Source organism: Chitinophaga varians (assembly GCF_012641275.1).
In the GTDB taxonomy this organism is placed as follows: Bacteria; Bacteroidota; Bacteroidia; order Chitinophagales; family Chitinophagaceae; genus Chitinophaga; species Chitinophaga varians_A.
Map to the genome: position 1 here is coordinate 150,715 of NZ_JABAIA010000001.1, position 24,283 is coordinate 174,997.

Annotated in this window: 19 protein-coding genes; 4 read left to right on the plus strand and 15 right to left on the minus strand. The window is 51.9% G+C overall.

Annotated elements, in window-relative coordinates:
- Window positions 1-27 precede the first annotated feature (27 nt).
- The 3 genes from HGH92_RS00570 to HGH92_RS00580 all read right to left on the minus strand — a co-directional run bounded on the left by HGH92_RS00570 (window position 28) and on the right by HGH92_RS00580 (window position 3,271).
- Window positions 28-1,368, minus strand: a complete 1,341-nt coding sequence (locus HGH92_RS00570; RefSeq protein WP_168868833.1) for a Gfo/Idh/MocA family oxidoreductase — start codon at window positions 1,366-1,368, stop codon at window positions 28-30.
- Window positions 1,369-1,402: 34 nt separating this feature from the next.
- Entirely contained in the window at window positions 1,403-2,416 is a 1,014-nt protein-coding gene (locus tag HGH92_RS00575; protein WP_168868834.1) for a Gfo/Idh/MocA family protein, read from the minus strand.
- A gap of 291 nt (window positions 2,417-2,707) precedes the next feature.
- Entirely contained in the window at window positions 2,708-3,271 is a 564-nt protein-coding gene (locus tag HGH92_RS00580; RefSeq protein WP_168868835.1) for a hypothetical protein, read from the minus strand.
- A 387-nt stretch (window positions 3,272-3,658) separates the two neighbouring features.
- Between HGH92_RS00580 and HGH92_RS00585 the strand changes: the two genes are divergently transcribed.
- Genes HGH92_RS00585 through HGH92_RS00600 form a run of 4 tightly spaced genes read left to right on the plus strand, consistent with a single transcriptional unit; the run spans window position 3,659 to window position 8,981 of the window.
- Window positions 3,659-4,924: an Nramp family divalent metal transporter gene (locus tag HGH92_RS00585; protein WP_247654799.1), complete on the plus strand. Its 1,266-nt coding sequence runs from the start codon at window positions 3,659-3,661 to the stop codon at window positions 4,922-4,924.
- Between the two features lie 21 nt (window positions 4,925-4,945).
- Window positions 4,946-6,496, plus strand: a complete 1,551-nt coding sequence (locus HGH92_RS00590; protein WP_168868836.1) for a PQQ-dependent sugar dehydrogenase — start codon at window positions 4,946-4,948, stop codon at window positions 6,494-6,496.
- Window positions 6,497-6,500: 4 nt separating this feature from the next.
- Entirely contained in the window at window positions 6,501-7,865 is a 1,365-nt protein-coding gene (locus tag HGH92_RS00595) for a putative oxidoreductase C-terminal domain-containing protein (protein ID WP_168868837.1), read from the plus strand.
- A gap of 45 nt (window positions 7,866-7,910) precedes the next feature.
- Window positions 7,911-8,981: a LacI family DNA-binding transcriptional regulator gene (locus tag HGH92_RS00600; protein WP_168868838.1), complete on the plus strand. Its 1,071-nt coding sequence runs from the start codon at window positions 7,911-7,913 to the stop codon at window positions 8,979-8,981.
- Between the two features lie 9 nt (window positions 8,982-8,990).
- Here the strand turns inward: HGH92_RS00600 and HGH92_RS00605 are convergent, their stop codons facing one another.
- From HGH92_RS00605 to HGH92_RS00660, 12 genes are all read right to left on the minus strand, one after another.
- A complete protein-coding gene (locus HGH92_RS00605) occupies window positions 8,991-10,562 on the minus strand; it encodes an SLC5 family protein (protein ID WP_247654800.1) in 1,572 nt (523 codons plus the stop codon).
- Window positions 10,559-11,917, minus strand: coding sequence for a hypothetical protein (locus HGH92_RS00610; RefSeq protein ID WP_168868839.1), 1,359 nt, complete (start codon window positions 11,915-11,917; stop codon window positions 10,559-10,561). The genes HGH92_RS00605 and HGH92_RS00610 overlap by 4 nt, the downstream gene beginning before the upstream one ends.
- Before the next feature lie 12 nt (window positions 11,918-11,929).
- On the minus strand, window positions 11,930-12,694 hold the full coding sequence (locus HGH92_RS00615) for an SDR family NAD(P)-dependent oxidoreductase (protein WP_168868840.1): 765 nt from the start codon (window positions 12,692-12,694) through the stop codon (window positions 11,930-11,932).
- Window positions 12,695-12,704: 10 nt separating this feature from the next.
- On the minus strand, window positions 12,705-13,883 hold the full coding sequence (gene dgoD / locus HGH92_RS00620) for a galactonate dehydratase (RefSeq protein ID WP_168868841.1): 1,179 nt from the start codon (window positions 13,881-13,883) through the stop codon (window positions 12,705-12,707).
- The gene (locus tag HGH92_RS00625; protein WP_168868842.1) at window positions 13,880-15,202 is read right to left on the minus strand and encodes an aspartate aminotransferase family protein; all 1,323 of its coding nucleotides are present in this window, start codon (window positions 15,200-15,202) and stop codon (window positions 13,880-13,882) included. Before HGH92_RS00625 ends, dgoD begins: the two co-directional genes overlap by 4 nt.
- A gap of 37 nt (window positions 15,203-15,239) precedes the next feature.
- The gene (locus HGH92_RS00630) at window positions 15,240-16,490 is read right to left on the minus strand and encodes a glycosyl hydrolase family 28-related protein (RefSeq protein WP_168868843.1); all 1,251 of its coding nucleotides are present in this window, start codon (window positions 16,488-16,490) and stop codon (window positions 15,240-15,242) included.
- Between the two features lie 36 nt (window positions 16,491-16,526).
- Entirely contained in the window at window positions 16,527-17,993 is a 1,467-nt protein-coding gene (locus HGH92_RS00635) for a RagB/SusD family nutrient uptake outer membrane protein (RefSeq protein ID WP_168868844.1), read from the minus strand.
- 18 nt (window positions 17,994-18,011) lie between these two features.
- Window positions 18,012-21,086 (minus strand): SusC/RagA family TonB-linked outer membrane protein, encoded by a 3,075-nt coding sequence (locus HGH92_RS00640; RefSeq protein ID WP_168868845.1) that lies wholly within the window; start codon window positions 21,084-21,086, stop codon window positions 18,012-18,014.
- 370 nt (window positions 21,087-21,456) lie between these two features.
- Window positions 21,457-22,095, minus strand: a complete 639-nt coding sequence (locus tag HGH92_RS00645; protein WP_168868846.1) for a GntR family transcriptional regulator — start codon at window positions 22,093-22,095, stop codon at window positions 21,457-21,459.
- A gap of 95 nt (window positions 22,096-22,190) precedes the next feature.
- Complete coding sequence (locus HGH92_RS00650) at window positions 22,191-22,769, minus strand: TlpA family protein disulfide reductase (protein WP_168868847.1); 579 nt, start codon at window positions 22,767-22,769, stop codon at window positions 22,191-22,193.
- Between the two features lie 362 nt (window positions 22,770-23,131).
- A complete protein-coding gene (locus HGH92_RS00655) occupies window positions 23,132-23,593 on the minus strand; it encodes an SRPBCC domain-containing protein (protein WP_168868848.1) in 462 nt (153 codons plus the stop codon).
- Between the two features lie 24 nt (window positions 23,594-23,617).
- Window positions 23,618-23,947, minus strand: a complete 330-nt coding sequence (locus tag HGH92_RS00660; protein WP_168868849.1) for an ArsR/SmtB family transcription factor — start codon at window positions 23,945-23,947, stop codon at window positions 23,618-23,620.
- Window positions 23,948-24,283 lie beyond the last annotated feature (336 nt).

Genomic DNA, 24,283 nt, shown 5'->3' on the forward strand with positions numbered 1-24,283 from the left:
AATTCGTAATTCGTAATTTGTAATTGATTACAAAGTCGGCTCCCACCCTTTCTCATACTCACGTTTCCAGTATTGTTGGGCTTTAGCGTCGTTCAGGATATGCCCATTGCTGGTATCGATATGCAACGCGTTGCCGGAACGGAGCGAGATATTGCCCAGCTGGCATAACAGTGTACTTTGGTATCCGCTCAGGATGTCCGCATTGAGTTTAGTACCGTTACGGATGCCTTCGAAGAAGTTCTGGATATGCAGCGCATCGAGGCTTTCCGCAGGGTTCATCAGATTACGGGGGTCAATGATCGCCTGGTTCTTCACTTCTTTCACCACTTTGTTGTCCAGGTCAAAAATCGTATAGGCGTTACCGTCAATCAGCAGTGAACCTTTTTCACCGTAGAAGATAACGCCGACGGAGTTGCCTTCCACTGTGCGGCCGTTGCAGCTGCGGCCTTCCCAGGTCATACTGGTATTGTTGGGAAATTCCAGCGTGATCACCTGGGTGTCTGGTGTTTCCCAGTCGTCGGAGTAACGGTAACGGCCCCCCGCAGAAGTAACGCGGCTGGGATAATTTACGCCAAGGCCCCAGCGCATCAGGTCTATCATATGAGTGCCGTTGTTCAGTGCTTCTCCGGTGCCCCAGTTCCAGAACCAGTGCCAGTTATAATGTATCAGGTTATCTTTCAGCGCGCGGCGGGGAGCAGGCCCCTGCCACAGGTCATAATTAAGCCATTCCGGCACTGCTATTTCCTTTCCCCGGCCGATAGATTCACGGTTATTGGTATACCATCCTTTGGCGAAATACGCGCGGCCGATAGTGCCCTGGTGCACTTCGCGGATAGCCGCTTCCACATTAGGCCAGGAGCGGCGTTGGTTGCCCATCTGGATAACGCTTTTATATTTATCCGCTACTTTTACCAGCAGTTCACCTTCGTGAGGATTGTGGCTGCAGGGCTTTTCGAGGTATACATGTTTACCGGCCTTGGCCGCGAGGATAGCCGCCGGTGCATGCCAGTGGTCCGGCGCCGCCACGATGAGGGCGTCCATGTTTTTATTTTCCAGCGCTTTGCGGAAATCCGGAACATCCTTTGGTTTCTTCTGCGTGATCTTAAATACACTTTCAATACACTTTGCCGCCGCGCGGGTATCCACGTCCGATACAGATACCACTTCACAGTTCTGCTGACGGGCATAGTTGTTGGCCAGCGCCAGCCCGCGGGAGTTCACGCCCATCATGCCTACCCTCACCCTGTCATTGGCTCCCAGGATACGGGCGTAACTGGCGGCGCTGATACCGGGCAACATACTGCCCAGCATGATCGCAGCGGTGCCTTTGGTTGTTTTCTTCAGGAAGTCTCTACGGGACGCCTTCATAAGCTATCAGATTTTTGGTATTGGAATTACAGGTTTATATATTGGATATGTTCGGTAATGCGATGGTTTTACCGCCTTTGCGTTTGCTTTCTTCCGCCGCTTCCATAAAGGCCAGTATCTCCAGCGTTTCTTCCGGTTTCACCGGCGCCACGCCTGTGCGGAAAAAAGACGCAATCTCCTGCAGCAACGCTTCATAGCCTTTAAAAGGGCCGAGCAGCAGGTTTCCTTTTTCGCCGAATACACGGCCACCGAAATCATCCGGACTGTTGCGGGTGCCTCTGAAAGTGCCGATGCGGTCATCTGCCCACTGTCCTACTACCACATCGCTGCCGGGCGTGTTAAAACGTGTGACCGTTTTACAACCGCCGCCCATTACCGCAAAGAGGGTTTCCACTCCGTGGATGCCGTACCAGAAAAGGTCGGGATGTGTTTTTTCCAATGCAGCCGGACTAAAAGTGTCTGCACCGGTTACTTTCCCGATAGCGCCCTGTTTCACCTGCTTCACGCTGTCCATGAAACGTAATGCGGAAGAGGAGAACACCGGCACGTTATATTTTTTCGCCGCTTTAACGATGGCGATGCCGTCTGCCAGCGAGGCGGCCAATGGTTTGTCGATAAACACCTTTTTGCCGGCCTTTATTGCCGGCAGGGCCTGTGCCAGGTGCGGCCGGCCATCGTTGGATTCCACCAGTATCACATCCGACTTATCGAGCAGCGCCTGCATGGAGTCAACTATCTCCACGCCCATGGCTTTCACCTGTTCTATATAACCCGGCAGTCTTTTTTTATTTAGTTCGATATCAGGGCTCGTTTGCGGAAAGGCCGCCACTACCCGCATATTTTCCAGTCCGGGCACCGTCACCGGATTATTGAAACTTTTGGTGAACGCGATTGCATGGGAAGTGTCCAGTCCGATGATGCCAATGCGTATCCCGTTCGTTTGTTGTATCGGGCTCCTGCCATAGAGGGGCCGGAGGTTTCCCAGTAGTCCTGCTCCTATGCCTGCCAGCGCGGTATTACGGATAAAAATGCGGCGACTGCTTTTCATGTAAGATTTTTTACGGTTGCTTTTTAATTGGTATGGACGAGCTGATGAATGTCCTTATATATAGAATTAACAGTTGGCCTGTTATCGAAAATTTCAGTTGATCGCTGCGCCGCCGGAAGTGTTAAATTTCATTTTCCGGGTACGTACCCGAAAAATAGTTCTTTTTTTGACAACACACAATGTTTTTTTATGAGCGTGAGATTTTCAGGAATGCAAACGGGGGACACAAATGGCCCCCCGTTGAAAGTAAATAAAGCTTCCTGGCTCCCGCCAAGGCATCAGCAGATCAGTTTATTGAACGTAGTCATCAAAATAGGTAGTCCCCATGAAAGTACCTTTCGCCTTTTCTTCTTCTATAAAATCTTTATAGGAATAATTTTTCCCCTGATGCTCAGGCTTCTGCTTTTCTTTCAGATACTCGCCGTAGTAAGAGAATCCACCGCCGGAAGTAAACCATGCCAGGAAAACCGGGCTTTGTTCGCTGATGACGGTCAAATCACCGGTGATGGTTTTCTCACCTAAATTCACCACAGAACTATTGGTGGTAAGAAGATAATAGGCACCGTCTTTATGCCACACCTGGTGGGTAAATTCCTTGCTCCGGTAGTGATAGTCTGTTTTACCCATTTTCTCATTCACGAGCTTGTCTAAAGCGGCGGTTTTGTCTTTTGTTTCCGTATGAAGCGCATAGGCGCCCATTTTATTGTTCTCCGGGGTCAGGAAAAAGGTTACATAGTTGGAGAAGCCTTTGCTGTCTTCGCTCTCCGGCCCCATGCTACCGGAGAAAGACTGTCCGTATAAATGCAGCAGGTCCGGCTGCTTTGACGTATACCAGACACATTCCTTTATCTCCATATCTTTTTTCAAATGATATTTACTGATCATACTGGTATCAGCCGGTAAGGAGAGGGTTGACAAATCAAAATTATTCTGTTGACATGATAACATAAAAACACACAACAAAAGGTACAGAACATTTTTCATTTTATATATAGATTAAATCAGCGGGCAATCTGTGTTACGTCATGCCTTCACTGAAGGGTTACGCGTAAAAATATCACTTTCCCTGCTTTTTTTGCTACTCACACGAAAAAATTCTTTTCTTTCCCGAAGATTGTACCTATCTTTCGGTAACGTACCCGGAAAATAGCCGGTCTTCATCCAAAATCAACACTACAGGGGATTACATACCTCTTACAGCCAATATCAGCAACACATCCGAAAATCGTAAAAATCAACCTGATGTCATCTACCGGACCAACAATGGAAAAAGCGCCTGTTACCGAAAAAGGCAGCGCAACAAAAAGCAGTCAATACAAGGCATGGCTACAGTCACTCGGCCCGGGGTTGATCACGGCCGCACTGGTATTCGGTCCCAGCAAGGTGACCATCGCCTCTATCATGGGCGCCAGCTATGGTTTTTCCCTGCTATGGATCGTGGCAGTGGCCATTTTCTTCATGATCATTTTCACTACCATGGCAGCCCGCGTAGGCATAGCCACCAACGAATCCCTGCTCAGCACCATCAGTCGTAAGTGGGGGCGTCCCGCCCGTATTGCTATCGGGGTAGGCGTGTTCCTTGTGACGGCCTCCTTTCAGGCAGGCAACTCCATCGGGGCCGGTATTACACTGGCAGAAGCCACCCATACCAATAAAACCATCTGGATCATCGCCTGTAATGTGGCCGGTATCAGTATCCTGTTTTTCCGTGCTTTTTATAAGATGCTGGAGAAAATCATGATTGCGCTCATCATCATGATGCTCTTTGCGTTTATTGTGACCATGGTACTTTCCCATCCGCCTGTGGCGGGCATCGCTTCCGGCTTTGCCCCCTCCGTGCCTGCCGGCTCCCAGAAACTGATCATCGCGTTTATGGCTTCCTGCTTTTCGATAGTGGGCGCCATCTACCAATCGTATCTTGTGCAGGAGCGTAAGCGCCTACGGCCGGATGTAGCGCAGACGGGCAAAGAAACGCTGCCCGGTATGCTGATACTCGGCTTCATGAGTGCCACCGTGATGATCTGTGCCGCCACGGTGTTACATCCTGCCGGCATTAAAATCACTACCGCCACCGATATGGCCATTGCACTGGAACCAGTGTTCGGCAACGCCGCCGCCGCGCTTTTCCTCATTGGCCTGTTCGGCGCCTCCTTCTCCTCCCTGCTTGGCAACGCGGCGTTGGGCGGCACATTGCTCGGAGATGCACTGGGATATGGCGGTCAGCTCAGCTCCCGCATGGTACGTACATTCATTGCCGTGATCATGCTCATCGGTGCAGGCGTGGCCATCACTTTTGGTAAACTGCCGCTGGAACTAATTGTGCTGGCGCAGGCAGTCACCATCTTCATTGTGCCTTTTATCGGTATCGCCCTGTACCTGGTGGCGAATGATGCGGCCGTTATGGGCAAGATGAAAAACAATACATTTACCAATATCGCCGGCGCCATAGGGCTGATCGTTATGTTACTGCTGGCTGTCAGCAACGCCATCACGCTGTTCTTTTCTTAAACCAACCACCTGTTACCACGTATGAAACGTACCGGTATTCTCTTTTTGATTATCGTGATATTGGCCGCCGGCACTTACTGGCTGCTGCGGCCTGCATCCACCATTGACTTTGACCAGCCTGTTGAAGCTACTTTGCAACTGGACAAAACCACCCTGGGCATCAGCACCATCGCCTCAGATCTTAACGTGCCCTGGGAAATAGCCTGGGGGCCGGACAACCAGATCTGGTTCACCGAACAAAGCGGCACCATCAGCAAGGTAGATCCTCATACCGGTGTCAAAAAACTACTGCTGACAATCCCGGATGTGTACCGCCAACGCACGCTCGGCCTGCTGGGCATGGCCATTCATCCCGATAAGAATAAACCATATGTGTTTGTGGATTACACCCATCTCAACAAAGACTCATCTATCGTGTCCCGGCTGGTACGGTACACCTATACGGCCGATACGCTGAAAGATCCCTTATTGCTGCTCGAACTTCCCGGCAACACCGGTCATAACGGCTCCAGGGTGGCCATTTCCCCTGACGGCAAAGTGCTGCTCTCCACCGGCGACGCCGCCCGCGACCAGAATGCGCCGGACACCGCATCGCTCAACGGTAAAGTGTTGCGCCTGAACACAGACGGTACCGTGCCTGCCGATAATCCCTACCCCGGCAACTATATGTGGTCCAGAGGCCACCGTAATATACAGGGACTGGTGTTCACCGATAAAGGCCAACTCTTCGCTTCCGAACATGGCGATGCCACCGACGATGAACTGAACCGAATTGAGAAAGGCGGTTACTATGGCTGGTCGCGCATCGAAGGATATGCGGACCGGCCGGACGAAAAAGCCCATGCAGATTCCTTCCCGTTCATAGCGCCGCTCAAAGCATGGACTCCTACCATTGCGCCCGCGGGCATCGACTACTATCATTACGATAAAATTCCTGAGTGGAAAAACTGTCTGCTGCTGGGTACCCTCAAAGCGGCCAGTCTGCATGTGCTACACCTGAACGGCGCACAGGACGCCGTTACAGCCGAAGAAATACTGTTCGCCGGAAAATACGGGCGCCTGCGTGATCTCTGCGTTTCCCCGGAAGGTGATGTATATATCGCCACCAGCAACCGCGACTGGAACCCGGGCAAGGGCTTTCCGTTACCACATGACGATCGCATCCTGCGCATCGCGGCGCTGAAGCCGGGCCAGTCGGTACCGGCCACGGCTATACGGGAAACGGCTCAACAGACGCCGGCACCGGTTGCCACTACCAGCGGCGCCACCCTGTATAAAAACTACTGCGAAGCCTGCCACAAGCCGGATGGTAAAGGAGTGCCCGCCTCCTTCCCTCCCCTCGCCGGTAACCCGCTTGTCACCGGCAGCGCCCCGCCACTGGTACAGACCATCCTGCGCGGCCGCACCGGCGACACCAAAAACAAGAACAGCGCCTATGGCGAACAGATGCCGGCCTTCAATTTCCTGAAAGACGAAGAGATCGCCGCCATCACTACGTATATCCGTAACAGCTGGGGCAACCATGCCGACAGCATCGGCGTTACCGCCATCACCAAAGAAAGACAACCCTGACACCATGAAGCAAAACATTATATTTGCCGGCATGACAGCAGCATTGCTGTCATGCGGCACCACCAGACAAAAACAATCATCTATGCATCTGATCGCGCTGGATCCCGGGCACTTCCATGCTTCACTGGTACACCAACAGATGTACCCCGGCATAGATTCCACTATCCAAGTGTTTGCTCCCGAAGGGCCCGAAGTAAAACAATACCTCGCCAGCATCGAACGGTTCAACCAACAGTCCGGCCCGTCCGTACACTGGGCAGCTGACGTATATACCGGCCCCGACTACCTGGAGAAGATGCTGCAACAGCCAGCCGGAAATATAGTGGTCATCGCCGGCAACAACCGGCTTAAAGCCACTTATATCCGCCGCTCCGTCAGTGCCGGTCAACATGTGCTGGCCGATAAGCCCATGGCCATCGATGCAGCAGGCTTCGATTCATTGCAGGCTTCTTTCCGTGAAGCAGCAGCGAAAAAAGTACAGCTCTATGATATCATGACTGAACGGTACGAAATCAGGAACACGTTGCAACGCGAGCTGGCACAATTGCAGGAAGTCTTCGGCACGCTGGAAACCGGTACTCTGGACGATCCCGCCGTGGTAAAAAACAGTGTTCACCATTTCAAAAAACTGGTGGCCGGCAAAACCATGGTTCGCCCCGCATGGTATATGGATGAAACACAACAGGGAGATGGCATCGTGGATGTGACGACTCACCTCGTAGACCTCGTGCAGTGGACCTGCTTCCCGGAACAAACCATCGACTTCCACCATGACATACGCATAGACAGCGCCCGTCGCTGGGCCACCACTATGAGCTTACAGCAATATGCAGACATCACCGGGCAAACCGGCTTTCCTCCTTATCTGACCAAAAACGTCGGTAAAGACAGCATGTTGCATGTATACGCCAACGGCGCCTTTGACTATACCATCAAAGGCGTTCACGCCAACATATCCGTTACCTGGAACTACCAGGCGCCGGAAGGCACCGGCGACACGCACTACTCACTGCTCCGCGGCACCAGGGCATCGCTGGTGATCCGGCAGGGAGCGGAACAGCAGTACAAGCCTGTGCTGTACATTGAGTCCGCCCTTCATAACGATACCGCCTATGCGAAAACGGTCGAAGCCCATATCGCCACCCTTGCCCAAAAATATCCGGGCCTGGCGCTGAAAGCCAATGACAAAGGCTGGGAGATAGTCATACCCGAAGCGCTGGCGAAAAAACATGAAGCCCTTTTTGGCAAAGTGATGCAACAGTTCCTCGAATATGTACGGAACAACAATATGCCCGCCTGGGAAGTGCCTAATATGCTGGCCAAGTACTACACTACCACGCAGGCCCTGGCGCTGGCTAAAAAGCAATAACCCGGCATTATAGTATATTTGGAAAAATTATAATCATCAACCGATATGAAGAAAAAAACGGCCGAACAGCCCCTCGGCGTCAAAGAGATAGCACGAAGGGCCAATGTGGCCATCGCCACCGTGGACAGGGTTATCCATAACAGGCCTGGTGTTTCCCCCAAAACAAAAAGTAAAATAGAAGCCATCATACGGGAACTGAACTATCAGCCCAATATACTGGCCAGAAGGCTGGCATCCCGCCATGTGCTCCGGCTGGCGACCGTTCTGCCGAAAGTGTCCTCCCGGGAAACTGACTTCTGGACACTTCCGGTAGCCGGCATCCAAAAAGCGGAAGAAGAAATCAAACAGTTCGGCGTTAAAGTAGAACCTTTTTATTTTGACCTCAACGACCGGAAGTCTTTTGGCAAAGTCACCCGGCAGTTGCTCAAAAACCCAGTGGACGGAATCTTGCTGGCGCCTTCCTTTATCGAAGAATCCATTACGTTTATCCGTTCCTGTAAGGAACTCAATATTCCGTATGTTTTTATCAATTCTGATATCCCGCACCAGGAAAGCCTTTGTTATATCGGCCCCGACCTGTTCCGCAGCGGTTATCAGGCAGGACAACTAATCCATTATTGCACGCCCCGCAACGCAAAGGTACTGGTACTCAATATTTCCCATGAGATAGAAGACCATCACCACCTGCTCCGCAAAGAGGAAGGGCTGCGGGCTTACTTCCAGGACACCAAACGTCCGATTGTAAAAAAAAATGTCCGTCAAACAGACCAGGCATCTGTTGAAAAAGAACTCTCGAAAGCTTTGCAGCAACATGCAGACGTGCTCGCTATTTTCGTCACCAACTCCAGGGTGGCCGCCGTTTCCCGTTACCTTGAAAAAAAAGGTATCGATAAAGACATCCTGCTCATTGGCTATGACTTCACCAAAGAAAATGTATCACGCCTTGATCAGGGGCATATCGATTTCCTCATCTGCCAACAACCACAGGAGCAGGGCTATCGTGGCATCATGGCGCTCTACCAGCACCTCGTGATGAAAGTACCGGTAGAGAAAACGCATTTTATGCCTATTGATATTATCACTAAAGAGAACCATGCTTTTTATATCCAGCCGTAGCGTCCACGGTTACGCGTATACGATATAGAAATACAATACCACACCCGTTATCAATGCCCACCACAACGTTGGGCTACGCAATCCTTTTGACTGCTGCAACAGGTCGGCGGGCAGCTTCAGGCTTTCGCGGTTCCATATAAGTCCTTTCAATTGCGCTTCCGGTACCGGTTTAGTCAGCAGGCTCACAATGATGCACAGCACCACGCAAGTCCAGAAAACAATGCCGGTGCGGTTAAAGAAGGGCATCGCCGGGAAGATGACCTCCATAGCAATGGACATCGGGATAGTGAGAATGCCTGCTGCCAGCGCACCTGCATGCGTGGTACGTTTCCACAGGATGCCCAGCAGGAACATCGCCGCGATGCCGGGCGTAAACAACCCGTAGGCATTCATCAGGTACAGGAAGACCGGCTTTTTGGATTGTGTCAGGAACAAGCCGGTACACAGGATACCAATCACGATGATCACGGCGCCGGCCCAACGGCCAAACCGCACCGCCTCCGCTTCTGTGGCTTTTTTACGGAAGTAGGGCAGGTAAATATCTACCGTCAGGATGGTAGTACACGAATTGATAGCGCCGGAAAGATGTGACATCACCGCTGCAATGAGGCCTGCCATCACCAGTCCGACAAGGCCTGTAGGCAATAATTTCTCCACCAGCGTGGGAAACAGCAGGTCCGGTTTTTCCAGGTCAGGAAAAAGTTTAGGCGCCACCAACGCCGGCACTGTAATGATCAAGGGCACCAGGAACTTCAGGTAATCACCAAACACCACGCCCATGCGGGCATGCCATTCGTTCTTCGCCGCCAGTACCCGCTGCACGATAAACTGGTTCGTAGCGCAATAAAATACACTGATACACAGCACCCCGCCGAGGTACATCGTCCACGGGAAATCGGGGTCGTTGGCCGGCAGGATAAGGTCCCAGTCCTTCATGGTGTCAGTAACGGCACTAATGCCGCCTGCCGCATTTACGGTAGCGATCGTGAGTGCAATGCCACCCATCACCAGTACGATCAGCTGCAACATCTCCGTGTATATCACCGCCCGCAATCCGCCTGCAATGGTGTAGATACCGGTGATGACAGCCAGTATCACCACACAGGTCATAACGGATATGCCTAACAGTGAGTGCAGCGACAACGCGCCCAGGTATAATACGGCACTGATTTCCACAAGCACATAGGTCAACAGGATCAGGCCTGCATAGGTAGCTCTTGCGGCCGTACCGAAACGTTTTTCCAGGAACTCCGGCACCGTATAAAAACCGTTGCGGATATAAAAGGGCAGGAATATCCACAGTAATGCATTAAATCCCATCAGGATGGCGCCCCATTCCATGGCGATGGCCACAAAGCCACGGCTGTAAGCCATGCCCATAGCGCCCACCAGGTGATGGCTGCTGATATTGGCAGCGATAATACTGCCGCCGATCATCCACCAGGGCAGTTTATCGCCTGCGAGAAAATAATCGCGTTTCGTCTGCTGCGCTTTCCGGGAGGCATAAATACCCAGACCGATAACACCCAGGATATAAGCGCCAAAAATAACAGCATCGAGCAAAGTCAGGTTCAGGTTCATGCGGTTCGGATCATTCGTTGTGAAATAGTAGTGGCGGAGCGTATCAGCTGCTCCAGGGAGCCTTTCTCAAAAGGCGTTTGCCATACCGCATAACTTTGATGGCTAAACGATGCAGCCGGCGGCAGGTAACCGGCATAACCGTTGACGATGTTCATAACGGCCACCGCTGCCGGCGCCAGCTCACGGCGCAGCTCCAGCTGGAAGCCGGAATACGCTTCATTTGGTTGGCCTGCCAGTATCGTGTTGCCCAGTCGCCATATCCATAAAGGCATATAGGCCACCGCGCCCTCTCCCACTGTTTTGCGGATACCGCGTTGCCGCCATAGCCGCTCTTTCATCACATGGTCTTCACAGGAGGCCCAGGCGGTTTCTATCTCCGCGAGGGAAGGCATCGGTTTCAATACCATTTCCACTGTTGCCATCTCGGCCATCAGCGTAGTGTCAGCAGGCGCAGGTGATTTCTTCCAGATGGCGAGTGAAGCGCCGGATTCCACTACCCCGGTGAAGGCCAGCGCTGTATCAGGAGGTAACATGCCTTCCAGCGTGGACAATACCGCAAATCCCAACTGGCGGCCGTAGCCGTCGGCCAGCGATGTATCCCCGCTGTATTGCTCGGCAGGCGACAGTTCACCGGAAGCACCCTGCAAAAACAAACAGGGAGCGCCGGTAGCCGGTTCCACCACGCTGCGCATGCCACCGATATAGTCGGGCGACAGCAGCTGATTGTCCCACGCCAGCGTAGTGGGATGGCACGCATAGTTCACGATGGTGCCGGTAATCTGACCTGCCATGTTCGTGATACGGCCCACCAGCACCGTGTCGTCCGCAGTAGCGGCAGGGTTGTAGCCTACCACCAGCCTGTCTCCGCCGGGTTCAGGAAAATCGCGGTTCACCGCCAGGGCGCAATGGCCGTATTGCCAGGTAAGGGTGGCCGGCTGGGCCGCAGCCATTGCGTCGCGGGCGGCCTGGGTAGCTGTTTCCTGCAGCTGTTGCAGGAAAGGAATAATCAGGTGGCCGCCCGGCTTGCCAGCATCTTCACTGAAGGTGCTGGGGCCTGCATGGGTATGTGTCAGACAGAACATCAGCCGTTCTTCCGGCAATGACAAGGCTTTCAGGATGCCATGCCGTAAATTTCTTTCGTCCGCGGCGCTCTTCCACCATCCCAGATCAGCGGAAAAGAGCACCAGCGGCTGCGTATTTTTATCCGTCTGAAAAGTAATACAGGTAAGTGTCAGCGGCATATGCACACCTGCCGCCACATCGTGTGTGGCAGCGCCCCAGTTGCGGGCGAAGATGCCCACCGGCGGCGTAATGTCAGCCCTGGCAATGCCTATGATTCCGTGATAGTTCGTCATATCGTGGGTTTGTTACAAGAGTGACAGGCCACCATCCATCAGCAGTACGCTGCCGGTGATATGCCTGTTTTCCGGATCGCATAGGCGCACCACTTCCCGGGCCACCTCCTGCGGTGTGATGAGTTGCCGTACCGGTGTCTTGAGACGCGCCTGCTCTTTCTGCTCAGGCGCCTGTTCCCACACGACACGGCTAAGCCCCGCATCTACATACCCCGGCGCGATCTCGTTGACCATAATGCCGTGCGGCGCCAGTTCCAGCGCCATACATTTGGACAACATGCGCAGACCGGCCTTGGAGACGGAATAGGCAGGGATATGACTATGGGCCACTTCCGCCGCCCAACTGCCTACGAATACCACGCTGCCGGTTATACGTTGTTCCATCATACGGGCCGTCACTGTACGCGCTACATGAAAAGCACCGTCCAGGTTCACCCGCAGCTCTTTGCTCCACTGCTCCGCCGTGATCTGGTAAAGTCCCGATATCGTGACAGTGGCAGCATTGGCGACCACCATACTCACCGGTCCCAATGCCGCTTCCGCAGCCTGCAGCCAGCGGTCCACCGCCACGGCATCAGATACGTCCACCGCTGCATAGTGACAACGTGTGCCCATTGACGTTAGCTCCTTCATTAATGGTCCAGCTGCTGCTTCGGGTTGTATATCGCCCAGCGCCACGCTGGCACCCTGCGCTGCAAACGCAAGGGCTACAGCCCTGCCAATGTCGCCAAGGGCGCCACTGATCAGGACTGTTTTTTTCTCCAATAGTTTTTCCATAACTGCTGTTTTACCAGTCACCTACACTGCCATCTTTATAAAACGTCCGCTGTAACACCTCCTGTTGGAAAGGATGTTTTTTCACAGCATCTTCGTTGATCTCTATGCCCAAACCCGGACGGTGATTCGGTTTTACGGTCCGTCCTTTTTTCTCTACAGTAAATCCTTCACTCACCACTTCCTCACGCCACGGCACATCGTTGTGTACGCTCTCACAGATAGCATAGGAAGGAGTGGCAAAGCCCAGTTCAATAGATGCCGCAGTGCTCACCGGCCCCTGCGGATTATGCGGCGCTACCGCTACACGGTACGCTTCTGCCAGGGCCGCTATTCGCCGTACTTCGCTTAATCCGCCGCAATGGGTAATGTCCGGCTGGATTACGCTGACAGCACGCTTCTCCAGCATGTCCCGGAAAGCATGCACGCCTACCAGTCTTTCACCACTGGCAATCGGCGTTTTCACCGCGTGCTGTATCCTCGCAATGTCTTCCATCGTTTCCGGCCAACACGGCTCTTCAAAGAAATACAAACCATACGGCTCCAGCGCTTTCGCGAACTGTAGCCCCATCAGCGGGCTGGGACGGGCGTGACAGTCGACCATAATGTCAATGTCTTCGCCAACGGCATCCCGCATGGCGCGCACACAGGCTTCTGCATAACGAACGGGCTTCAGTCCTTCCAGTGGCATGGTTTCCGGTACCGCCATCGACTTAAAGGCGGTAAAACCATCTTCCACCGCGCGCGATGCCAGTTCACCGAAGCGGGCGGCATCATCCGGACGGGTTTCGTAAAAGTCCTCCATCTTGCCACCGCCCAGATGGCAGTACAGACGGATATAATCCCTTACACGGCCGCCCCACAGTTCATGACAGGGCACACCATGTATTTTGCCGAGGATGTCCCAAAGTGCGATATCAATACCGCTGATGGCCGTGCCGCGAACGATACCGTTGCCATGCCAGAAATGCTGGCGGTACATCATCTGCCACAGGTATTCTATGCGGCGCGGATCTTCTCCTATCAGCAACTGGCTGATATCTTCCACAGCACCTACAACCGCCCTGGTATGCCATTCCAGTGTGGCTTCGCCCCATCCCCACAGGCCAGGCTGGTCTGTAATGATTTTGATGAAAATCCAGTTACGCATCCGCGCGTGGCAAACCTGTGTTTCTATGGCCGTTATCTTCATAGCGCTGACAATATTGATTTGGTTTTCTCTAATGTTTCTTCGATGTCTTTGGTCGTATGTGCGTAAGAGATACTGCCCTGTTTGATCGGTAACGGGAAGTTAAAGATTCCTTTTTCAATCAGCTTCAGACGGTATGTTTTATCAAACGCAAAATCATGGTGTTTCAATATGTCATGATAATCCACCGGAAGATGGTCCATAAAATACACACAAAAAGCGGAACCTTGGCGGGCGACCTGAAAAGGCCGGCCGGAGGTGCTGAAAATATCCTTTAAACCGTCTTCCAGCATCTGCCCCAGCGCATTCACATGATCATACACTTTAAACCCGGGAGAGGCGAGCTTCCGCACGGTGGCAATGGCAGCTGCCGTTGTCAGTGGATGTGCATTAAAAGTGCCCGCTATCAGTACCTTTTTGCTTTTATCGGGATGGATAAAATAATCCATGTATTTTTTCTTTCCGGCGATCACCCCTACAGGATAACCGTTGGCCACGGCTTTGCCGAAGGTGCTCAGGTCCGGCGTAACGCCGCACAGCTGCTGATACCCCCCCAGCGCATGGCGGAAACCTGTTTTCACTTCATCGAATATCAGCAGGAAACCATGTTCATCTGCCAGCCGGCGCAATCCTTCCAGGTAGCCGGGCTGTGGTTTCACCACGCCGATGTTCTGCAAGATAGGCTCCAGCAGGATGCCCGCCACAGGATAACGTTGCAGGACATACTCCACAGAAGCGAGGTCGTTATAGTTGATCACATGTACCAGTTCAGCATGTCCTTCCGGGATACCGGCCGACAGGGAATCGAACGGATATTCACCGGGGCTCACCCGCTCTCCCACATCAGCCAGGCTGCTGATCACGTTGCAGGCCACATCATTGTGCCAGCCGTTGTAACCGCCCTGCATCACAATGATGTGATTTTTTCCAGTAACGGCACGGGCTATACGAATAGCGTGATAGGTCGCTTCAGAACCGGTGGTGGTGATTTCGATGCTTTCAGCGGAAGGCACGCTGTCACAGAAAAGCTGTGCAAACTCACCTTCCAGGTTGGTGGGCCCCGCGCCCATCAGGAGCGTGGCATTGTCCAGTGCGGCACGTACCGCCCCGTTGACATCGGGGTCGTTATGTCCCAGGAACGAGGCGGCAAAGCCGGCCTGATAATCGATGTATTCGTTGCCTTCCAGGTCAGTGACCCGGCTGCCTTGTCCGCTGACAAAACAAATATTGGGGTCCGACTTACGGTTGAGTGATACCACACCTCCGGGTATCCATTGTTCATTGCTCTTTAAAAGCGAGGATGATTTGGGCCATGCGTTCATAATAGCGATGCTGTTAAAATTTTATGTAAAATCTCACCTATTCCCTGTTCTGGATGGACACCCCGTTGATACGGCTGTTTTTAATGACCGCACCGGCCGACTGTAACAGCAGGTTGCCCTGTATATGCCGGTGCCGGATGTCTACCTGGTTGATATTGAGAGAATCGATAACTGTATTTTCGTCAAACAAAAACTGGGGATTGGCGTAGCGGTCTTCCTCCCGGCTAACCTGGCTGATGTCCAGCCGGTCCATCACCGATTGTTTTACGCTGATAATGCCGTATACCACGGGCAATTGCGGTTGTGTGGAACGTCCGTACACATTAGCGCCCGACACGTCCCTGATCGTTACACCGGAGAAATAACCGGTCTTGCCGAAAAGGCTGTAAAACAGCACTGACGCCATGGCCGTATTACCATGTACTTTCTCAATCATGATGTTGCTTACTTTCCTGTTCTCAAACGTGTAAAAAGCAACTGCCTTTAGCGCAGGAATGGAATCGTAAATATTTTCGGGGTTGATGTTCCTGACAGTCACATCGTGATAATCCACTGCGGGGAAAGGCGACATCTTCCCCTGGAAAGACGCGCCGCCGGCCGCAAAGGCCACCAGGTCGTCGTTGGTGAAACCGGAGATGTTTTCAATGAGCACATGATTGCCGCCACCGGTGACACCGTCGCCGTTCTGCATCAACGCGCTGTTCTGCCGCGTATCCCTGAACGGATTTTGCTGAAACCGTATGTCGTGTATATGCACGGTATCACATTCCATATAGGCGATACCCCAGCTGCGGGTACTGTCTATTTGCAAATTTCCTACTTCCAGCCGGCGCACTTTATAGAACAGCATACCGAAACAAAAATCGGAGCTGTCTACCGTGCTGCGCATGGTACGTGTCTGTGTCCAGCCGTTGCCGTTCCATTTGCCGCCGGTCACTTTAATATGTGCGTTACCGTTAACCAGGTCTTCGTTCTGCAGCAGGTACTGATTACAGGAAGGCTTCAGCTCGATGTAAGCGTCCGGGCTGGCTTCCAGCGTAAAGTAAGAGGGCAGTTTAATGGGCCGCGCGATCAGATAGTGCCCTTTCGGAACGAATATTTTTCGGGTACCGTTCTTTTGGGCCTGTACAATTGCTCGTTGAAAAGCTCTGCTGTCGTCTGTTTTACCATCCGCCAGGGCACCATGAGCGCGCACGTCGGTCACATGCTGGGCACGGGACATTATACCACAGAGCATCACCATGCTGATGAGTATTATCCGTCTTACGATTCTTTGTTGGTATAACATCCCGTACAGTTGAACTATGATTGGTTGTTGATGATATTAATATCCTTCATTTTGTTTCAGCACACCAGGAGCGTACTGATCGATCTGGCGTTGTGGCACCGGGAATACCGCCATGGTGGCTTTGGGCGACAGCACCACTTTGGTGGCCGCGCCGGTAGCCGGATTATAGTCTCTTTCTTCGCTGGTCATGACGGTCAGGAAACGGCCGGTACGCACCAGGTCAGGCCAGCGTTCATTTTCGTAGGCCAGTTCCAGTTGTCTTTCGAGCAACAGGATATCCAGGAAACTATCGGGAGTGGCAATATCGGCAGCAGTGTAATCATGGGTCGCATCGCCGAAAGCCCTTTCCCTGATGGTATTCAGCTGTGTCAGCGCACTGCCTTTATCGCCGCTGTTGTAAAGGGTTTCAGCGTACAGCAGGATAACATCTGCCAATCGCAGCACCGGCAGGTCCTGACCGGAAGTGGCCCCGGTGAATTTGGTGGCGTACTTTTTTACGTACGGGCCCCATGCCGGCGGATCATTCGGGGAGGTGGCCTTCACCACGTAATCCGAAATAGTGGATGCTTTCCGGCTGTCGCCGGTGATATATTTTTTGTTCAGGCTCCAGGAAGGGAAGGCGTACTGGTTGCCGGAGCCTACTACACCGGCAATGCCGCCGATAGGGGCAAAATCAATGCCCAGCGAGTGGCCGTTGGAACCATCGGTATATTTGATGGTGAAGATGATCTCTTTGTTGTCTTCCGAAGCGAGGCTCCACAATGTAGCAAAGCCGGGCTCCAACTGGTAGCCAAAATCACGGATGGCTTTTTCCAGGTAAATCTTAGCATTGGCCCAGTCTTTCCGGTATACATATACCTTACCAAGTAGGCCGGTGGCTGCGCCTTTGCTGGCACGTCCCCTGACAGCGGCGCCGGGTGCGGGCAACAGGTCAATGGCTGCTTTCAGGTCGGAGATGATCAGCTCATATATCTTGTCGGCCGATTCGCGCGGCATATTCTTCGCTTCGCTGATGCCGGGTGTTTTGGTCACCATCGGCACACCGCCAAACAATCTCACCAGGTCAAAATAAAAGAGCGCACGCATGAATCTGGCTTCGCCGGTGAACTGCTCCTTTTTGCCGGAGGCATAGTCCACAGGGCGGTCTATATTTTCCAGTACGGCATTGGCACGACCGATACCATAAAAACTTTTCTCCCAGAAATCCGCCACTGCAGTGTTTTCCGGGTTAACGGTCAGATAATCCAGGTCATTCACGCCAGGCATGGCGGTGCCCATATACAGGTTGTCTCCGGGCATCTCCATCAGCAGATAGTCCTTCGGTTTACGGTCCTGCATACCGCTGTAGATACCGATGACTGCCTGGTCCATATCATTGGACGTCTTATAAAAATTGTTGGTGGTCAGGGAAGAATCGGGCGTCATATTCAGCAGGCTGTTGGTACAGCTGCTGCCGGCAAGCGCCAGTAGCAGGACTGGTATATAAAGTTTGTTTTTTCTCATGGAATACGCTTTTGTCGGTTAGAAGTTAAAATTGAATCCCAGCGCGTAAATGCGGCTGATTGGTTCTGCCCCGTAGTTAGCGCCCGGCATGCTGGCAACACCGTTCACCTCTCCTTTCGTGTATCCTTCAGGGTTATATCCATGGAATTCTTTTTTGGTGAAGATGAACAGGTTGCTGGCAGAGAGGTATACCCGGAAGTTGGTCACCCGTAGTTTGCGGACCAGTGTTTCAGGCAGGGTATAGCCGAGGTTTACGTTACGAATGGCGAGGAAGGAGGCGTCTTCTATATAAGCGTCAGACATAGTCTGGAATCCCAATGTGTTGAGTGCGCTGGCCGGCACTTTACCGTTGCCCGGGTCAGTGGGCGACCACCACTGGTTTTCCACCAGGGAGCGGCGCATCGCGCCCAGCAGGGCGCCCTGGTAGAACTGATTTTCGTAGTTGTACATTTTAGCGCCGAGCGATGCCTGCATGGCAATGCTCAGGTCAAAATTATTGTAGGAGAAATTGTTCACCATTCCCAGGATGGCTTTGGGCTGGAAATTGCCCAGTATCTGTTTGTCGTTGGCATCAATCTTTTTATTGCCATCGGTATCTTCAAACTTTGGGTTACCGGGGCGGGAGCCCGCGATACCCGGATTGGCCGCCACATCAGCGGCATCTTTGTAAATACCGTTGATTTTATAACCATAGTAGGAGAACATCGGTTCGCCCACACGGAGTATCCAGTTCATATTGGAAGAAGGATCAGCAATGATCACGTTGTTGACACCACCCAGGTCCTCCACAGTGTTGCGGTTGCGGGAATAGTTGAAAGATGTCTGCCAGTTGAATTTACCGACGATATTACGGGTGTTCACTTCAAATTCTATCCCGCGGTTACGTATCTCTCCGATGTTGGTCATGGTAGTACCGAAGCCTGTCGTGGCCGGCACCGGCATGCTGTACAGCAGGTCGGTGGTCCGTTTGTCGTAGTAATCAAACCCGATGCTGATGCGGTTATCCAGCACAGACAGTTCAGCGCCCAGGTCGATGCCTTTGGTTTTTTCCCAGCCCAGTTGGCTGTTGCCGTAGCTAACGGCTGCCTGGCCTTTGGTCACCACGTTACCGGGCGAATAGAAGGTATTGCCCATCAGGCCGAGGTATTGGAAGTCGCCGATGTTGAAGTTGCCCGTCACGCCCCAGCTGGCCCTCACTTTCAGGTCGCTGACAGGTTTGAAGTCTTTCAGGAAGCTTTCCTGTTTCACGCGCCAGGCGGCAGACACGGAGGGGAAATAACCCCAACGGTTATCCGGGCCGAAACGGGAGCTGGCATCTGTACGGATGGAGGCTGACAGCAGGTATTTATCTTTATAACCATAGTTCACACGCGTGAAGTAGGAAATAAGCCCCCATTTGCTTTTGAGCGTATTGCTGTTGGGCGCCAGTGTGGCGTTGCCCATCGTGTGTATAATATCGTTATTATAACTGCCGGCCACCGCGTAGAGGTTCACCGACTTACTGTCGTTACGCTGGTAGGACGCGCCTGCGATGGCAGAGAGATCGTGGCCGCCTTTAAACGTGGTGTTGTAGCTCAGTACGTTTTCATTGAGCACATTGATATTGGTGCTGGTGATGTCCGTGCCTGAGTTTTTGGCGGCGCTGGTAGCCCAGGAGGCCTGGAACTCGTCGCGGTTACTGAAATCCATGGTGGTACCTACAGAAGAGCGGAAGCTCAGTCCTTTGGCGAGGTTCAGTTTCAGATAGGCTTCACCGATATTGCTGATGCTGCTGCCGTAGTATTCAGAGCCCTGCAGCGTGGCCATCGGGTTGACCTGCCCGGTCACCACAGCGCCCCAGTATTCGCGCGCCGTAGGGTAGGTACCGTTAGGGCGCTGCACATCTACAAAAGAAGGATATTTGGAATAGTTAGGTATCTCGGATGGGTTATAACGGCGTTTGGAATAGGTAGGGTTGAGCATGAAGCCAACGCTCACCACTTTGCTGGCCTGCACGTCCACATTGGCCCTGAGGCCATAGGTTTTAAACCAGGTGTTGACCATAGCGCCTTGTTCGTCTTTGTAGGTAGCAGCCACGTAGTAGGTGGCCTTATCTGTGCCGCCGCTGGCGGAAATATTATAGCTCTGAATGGGTGCCGTGCGCATAACAGCGTCCTGCCATACAGTATGACCGGTTTTGAGCACGTCGCTTACCTGGTAGGCAGCGGGCCTTCTGGCATCGCCCCATACCGGCAGGCTAACGTCACCGCCTACCCAGGCATATTCCCGGTTCTGGTATTTGACTGCATAGTTGTAGTATTCATCGCCGGTGATCCAGTCGTTGTGTACGATCGCTTTGCCCAGGCCTGCATAGCCGTTGAAGTTAAATTTCGGTTTACCGGCCACGCCTTTTTTCATGGTGACGAGGATAACGCCACCGGCTGCACGTGAACCGTAGATCGCTGCGGACGATGCGTCTTTCAGCACTTCCACCGACTGTACATCGTTCATATTGATCATACCGAGATTGCCGCCGGGGATACCGTCGATCACTATCAGCGGGTCATTGCCTGCGCTGATGGAACCGATGCCGCGGATGCGGATGGTGGGCGCAGATCCGGCCTGGCCGCGTGACTGGGAGATGTTCACCCCTGCCATACGGCCTACCAGTGCAGCTTCCGGACGACCGGCAGGCACCTGGTCGAGTATTTTGTTTTCCACTTTAGCCACGGAGGCGGTCACAGAACTTTTCTTTACCGCACCATAACCGATGACAACTGTCTCATTCAATGTGGTTTTACTTTGTGCCAGGGAAATAAAAATATTATTGCGGTTGCCGATGGCAGTTTCTTTTTTATCGTAACCAATGTAGGAGAAGGAGAGCACGTCGCCACTGGCAGCACGGATGGTAAAGTGTCCTTCCGCATTGGTGGATGCGCCGGTCTGTGTGCCTTTGATAAATACCGTAACACCCGGAAGTGCGACCTGGGTAACGCTGTCCAGCACCGTCCCCTTAATCTCCCTGACCTCCTGTGCTATCAGCTTTTGTGGCTTGCAAAGACCTGCAGCGAGTAACAGCAGGGTTGCAAATAGGTAAAGGTGTGTTCCTTTCATAATTCTGGTTAGATAAAATGGTTAGATAATCCCGTGCGTATGATAGCCATGCGCCGGTTGCTGTTGACATGTCATCCGCAGATACAGATTTTAGTGCAGGATGAGTTTTTCGCGTTTTATTTTATTAACCGTTCACTGTCCTAAATAACAGAACACATGTCGGCATTACAGGTTGATAAATACGGGCACGGTTACACGATGCGTTGGCACTGCCCGCGAGTTCACATAACGTTAGCTTTAGTACCGGCCGGGAACGGTCAGTTGTTCGCCACTCTGTTTACAAATATATTCAAATTTTGTAAACAAAAAAATATTTGAGAAAAAATGTAGGAAGGGGTAAATCCGGGGACGTCCAATAAAAAGGAAGGGGTTATTCTACTTCCAGGGTGGTTACTTCTCCACGCAGCAAATGCTTTACCAGCGCGTCTTCCGCCTTTTTGAGGTCTTTATTTTTCAGCGCATGAAGGATAGCGCGGTGTTCTTCATCGGTCTGTTCATAATCGTCCATTTGCACCAGCATCTTGCCCAGCTTCATGTGGAACAGGGGGATATTGCTGGACTGGTATATCTCCATCAGTTTGGCATTGCCGGCGAGAGCTATCAGGGTTTCGTGGAACTTCATATCTGCTTCACAGGCGCCGCCCATGTAACCGCTTTTCACCATGCTGGTAAAGTCGTCACAGATTTTCTCCAGTGCGGTGATATCGGCCTTGCCGATCTTGTGGATGGCCACACGGATGGCGCCCAGCTCCAGCAGTTCGCGTAGCTCCCGGATCTGCCGGATATCTTCAGCGGTCATGGACTTAACAAAGTAACCGCCTTTCTCTCCGAATACCACCAGATTCTCGCCCAGCAGCCTTGTCAACGCCTCCCGCACGGCCATGCGGCTCACTTCCGTCTTCTTGGCCCACACGTCTTCTTTCAGGCGCATGCCCGGCACCAGCTGATTGGAAAGGATCTTACGACGCAGTTCTACATACACTTTATTGGCTAATGAATCTGTTTTCATAGTAAATATTGTAAACGAAATATTTATTCAAAAGTAAACAATTTTAGGATAGCTATACCGTTTCAGCGGTAACCATACCCAAAATTTACAAAAAACTATTGCTTTTCAGCCAGTAACTGTTGAATATATTCTTCCATGCGGTGACTGCTATAGTCTGCCGCGCCGGTTTCCCGGAACACGATCCGTCCCGCCTTATCTATAATGAGCGTAGTGGGCAGCGTGCCGTTGTATACATTTTGAGGCACATTGGCGGTCAACAAAGCAACGGGTAATTGGTACCCATGGTCCCTCATAAACGCAGCGGCCTTGTCAGGCTCACTATCAGCGTCCACGATCAGGAACACGATACCGGGGTTATTTTTCCATTGGCGGTACAGCCGGTCCACAGAAGGCATCTCCGCCCTGCATGGCGGGCACCACGTAGCCCAGAAATTAATAAACACCACCTTCCCCTTCAGCGAAGACAGCGCCACCGGCGCGCCCGCAGCGTCGCGGAAAAGCATCTCCGGCGCCGGCCAGGCGTCTTCATTTGTTTTAGGCACTGAGGGCTGCAACAAGCCCACCTTCATCAGCTGCTGCATAAACCATACCTTCCCTCCGGGAATAAACAGTATCGCCAGCAGCCCTGCTAACAGCAGTGTGTAAATAATATTGGAAAAGGAAAATCGGCGCATAAGGGGCAAGATAATAAAATCCCGGGCATCGCGAAGGCCCCGGAACTAAAGTCCCGGGCTACCGGGCCGGAATATCGGACAGCACCGGTTTATGAGGAGGTTAAGCCGGACTCAATATGCTTTTTTGCCACCTGTAAAAACTCATCTTTAGTCATATATTTTTCCAGGAAGTCCAAAACCTTCCCAGTCTTTAGTCCAAAGCGGGTGACTAAAAGTAATTCCCTGCTATATCCTGAAGGGTGGCACCATTCGCCCGTTGAATGTTGCCACCCAGCTTTGTTATCTTATCTAAAATTGTTTGCTTCATCCTTCAAATGTAAATCCTTCAGTGCGAAAACCGATCGAAGCAGGGAATTTCGTTCTTAACACCTTGTTTCACTCTCCGGTGTTGGCACAAATTCAGGATCAAGATACTTCGGCAAAGCATTGTTGATAAAGTAATTCCAGCCACCGGTGAAGCTCTCCCGGGTAAAGGACTTCAGATGCTGCGGGAATGTTTCCAGTCCCTCATGCGTCAACGTTAGTCTTGTCTTATCTCCTTCCGGCTGCAATTCAAAAGTCAGTAAGGACTCTCCTTCATAATCCCGATACGTCCAGGTGTAGGACAGCTTCCTGTCAGGTACCACAGCTGTTACTACACAATTGTGGACATATTCAACACCCTGGTCTGCGCCCACAAAACTAAACGCAAACCCTACTTCCGGTTTAAAATCAGATACCTCAAAGTACCATGCTTTCATTTTTTCTTTTACGGTCAATGCTTCCCAAACTTTGCGGACAGGCGCATTCAGTAGCCGTTCAACGACCAGCGGTTGATTTTTCATAACACATGATTTATAAGTGATGGTTTATTTTTTTTTCTTTTTCTTCTTACTGTCCTCTTCCAGGAAAGCTTCCAGCGCGTCCAGTTTTTTGTTCCAGAACCGGCGGTAATTTTCCACCCATTCCGATACCTCTTTCAGCTGATGCAGGTTGGCTTTGCAATGACGCTCCCTCCCCTGCTGCTGGATAACAATAAGCCCGCACTCCGTCAGTATCTTTACATGCTTGGATATAGCGGGACGGCTGATATCAAAATGGTCAGCCACCATATTCAGGCTCAATGACCTGTCGGCCAACAGATGAATAATCTCCCTTCTCGTAGGGTCTGCTATCGCCTGAAAAACATCTCTGCGCATAAAATTTTAATTTGTAACCGTTCAGTCACAAATATAAGTAACCAATTGGTTACAAAAAAATAAAAAAATGAGATGACCGGTTTTACTTTATAATCGGTGAATCGAAACGTCCCAGTTTAATAAACGAAATGTCCCTAAGTCATGGCCTCGCCTTTAGCATATCTTCAGGGCGTTCATAGGTTATACCGACATGTGATTGCACACCTGCTTCAACTTCATCATGTCGGTAATTATCTATCCCAAAAAGCGATAAAAATAATGCGTTTTTGACCGTCCAACTGACCGTCCAACCGACAGTCCAACTTTAATTTTACTTTATTGTAATTTAAAAAATGG